This window comes from Desulfovibrio sp. 1214_IL3152, from assembly GCF_036763055.1.
Classification (GTDB): Bacteria; Desulfobacterota; Desulfovibrionia; order Desulfovibrionales; family Desulfovibrionaceae; genus Desulfovibrio.
In genome coordinates this window covers 1-2,174 of sequence record NZ_JBAIYW010000159.1, presented here as the reverse complement: position 1 = coordinate 2,174, position 2,174 = coordinate 1, and the positions used below count along the sequence as shown (strand labels likewise).

Annotated in this window: 2 protein-coding genes; one reads left to right on the top strand and one right to left on the bottom strand. The window is 60.3% G+C overall.

The features are described from left to right. Nucleotides 1–388 (bottom strand): glycogen debranching enzyme N-terminal domain-containing protein (locus V6C07_RS03230; RefSeq protein WP_333534938.1); only part of this gene is annotated, 388 nt, incomplete at its 3' end. Between the two features lie 566 nt (nucleotides 389–954). Here V6C07_RS03230 and V6C07_RS03225 point away from each other — a divergent pair. After that, nucleotides 955–2,076 carry a branched-chain amino acid ABC transporter substrate-binding protein gene (locus tag V6C07_RS03225; protein ID WP_333534937.1) on the top strand — a complete coding sequence of 374 codons (1,122 nt, stop codon included), beginning with the start codon at nucleotides 955–957 and terminating at the stop codon, nucleotides 2,074–2,076. The last annotated feature ends 98 nt before the right edge of the window (nucleotides 2,077–2,174 follow it).

Here is a 2,174-nt window from a genome sequence, read left to right as displayed (position 1 = left end):
TCCAGCGCACGGCAAGGCGGCTCTGCCCCGGTACAAGCAGGATTTCGCGGCACAGGCGCACGTCACCCACGCGGTAGCAGCACCTGGGCCACTGCTCCAGCCGGAACGTTTCCAGATAGTCATGGCCGTGGGGGTAGAGCGTGTCGGGATGCTGGCGTGTGGAAAGCGCAAATTCCTTGCCGCCGCCCACGAGGGATTCTTCAAGGGCAGAGAGCAGCACATGGCGGCCATACGGCGTGTTGACCGTGAGCAGGCCGTGATATTTGCGCGTATTGCAGCACAGAATGGTGCTGCTCGCATAGTCGCCAAGGCCGTTGGCGAGCAGCCATTCCTTGCGCAGCGCTCTGCGGGTGTTCTGGCAGGCAGCCTTGTCAAAGCTGAACCGCATACGTCCTCCCTGGCGATATGGGTGCGTGGGCATGACGCTGCGTGAGGCGAGATGGGGGAGGCGAGGTCGCAGCGGACGGTGTAAGACTGCTGGAAGAGTGGACCGGACGCAGCCGGACGCGTGAAAATTTCAGAAGGCGGCACATGCGCCGGAATCGGGTGTGTGAACGCCCGAACGGAATGCCCCGGGAAATTATGGGCCATGCATGACCGCGGCATGCGCCGCACACAGGGGGAGCGATGCCTTTCCTGTTTGTCTGATCATTACCCTATAACAAATTTATTTGCCTGTCGAGGTTTGCGGCATGCCGCTAAAATGGCGGCAACAGGCGCACGATATGAACTGTAGTCAAAATTATTTGAATGCCGACAGGTTACGGCCTTGTGTGCGTCATGTGACATTCATGGTGCAGGGAGAGGCAGCGGCAAAGCGTCGCTGGCTTGCGATTCGGCAGGCGTAGCCTGCCGTCGTAAATCCGGCGGCAAAACTGGGGCTTTTTCTTTGCACGAATTTGGGGTATGCTATTTTGTTACTATCATCACCGCATACCGGACGGGGGAATTTTTATGAAAGCACTTGGTCGTTTGCTTGGGGCGCTGGCCCTTACCCTGCTGGTGCCTATGACGGCTCTGGCCGGCGACATCAAGATTGGCCTCATGTGTCCGCTGACGGGCAAATGGGCTTCCGAAGGTCAGGACATGAAGAACATCGTCAGCCTGCTGGCTGATGAAGTGAATGCCAAGGGCGGCATCAACGGCCGCCAGATCAGGATTGTGGTGGAGGACGATGCCGGTGACCCGCGCACCGCTGCCCTTGCCGCGCAAAAGCTTGCCTCGGCGGGCGTGGTGGCTGTTATCGGCACGTACGGCTCGGCCGTAACCGAAGCCAGTCAGAATATTCTGGACGAAGCCGGTCTGGTGCAGATCGGCACGGGTTCCACCAGCGTGCGCCGGACGGAGAAGGGCCGGCCGCTCTTTTTCCGCACCTGCCCGCGTGACGACGCCCAGGGCCGCGCGGCGGCCGGCGCCGTTGTCAAGGGCGGCTACAAGGCCGTGGCGATTCTGCATGACAACTCTTCTTACGCCAAGGGCCTGGCCGAAGAAACCCGGGCCGTTCTGAAAAAGGACGGCGTGAAGGTAGTTTTTTATGACGCCCTCACCCCCGGAGAGCGCGATTACACGGCTATTCTGACCAAGCTCAAGGCTGCCGGTCCCGACCTTGTGTTCTTTACCGGCTACTATCCTGAAACGGGCATGCTGCTGCGCCAGAAAAAGGAAATGGGCTGGGCCGTACCCATGATGGGCGGCGATGCCGCCAACCATCAGGACCTGGTGAAAATAGCGGGCAACGAGGCGGCCGAGGGCTACTTCTTTATCAGCCCGCCCCTGCCGCAGGATATGGACACCGCTGAAGCCCGGTCTTTTCTTGAAGCCTTTAAGGCCAAATACAGTACCGTGCCTGTTTCCGTATGGGCCGTGCTGGCGGGCGACGCCTTCAAGGTTATTGAAGCCGCGCTGGCCGCAGGCAACGACAAGCCCGAGAGCATGGCCGCATGGCTCAAGAATCTCAAGGACATGCCGGGCCTTTCCGGCAGCCTGGGTTTTGACGCCAAGGGCGACCGCGTGGGCGAATTCTACCGCACCTATACGGTCAATGATAAAGGCGTATTTGTCTTGCAGCCCAAGTAAACAGGCCGTACAGTGTGCTCCGCGCCCCGGCGCGGTCCGGCGGTTTTTCCGCCGCATACCCCGCGCGCCGCGAACGGCAAGCGCATACACAGCAACTT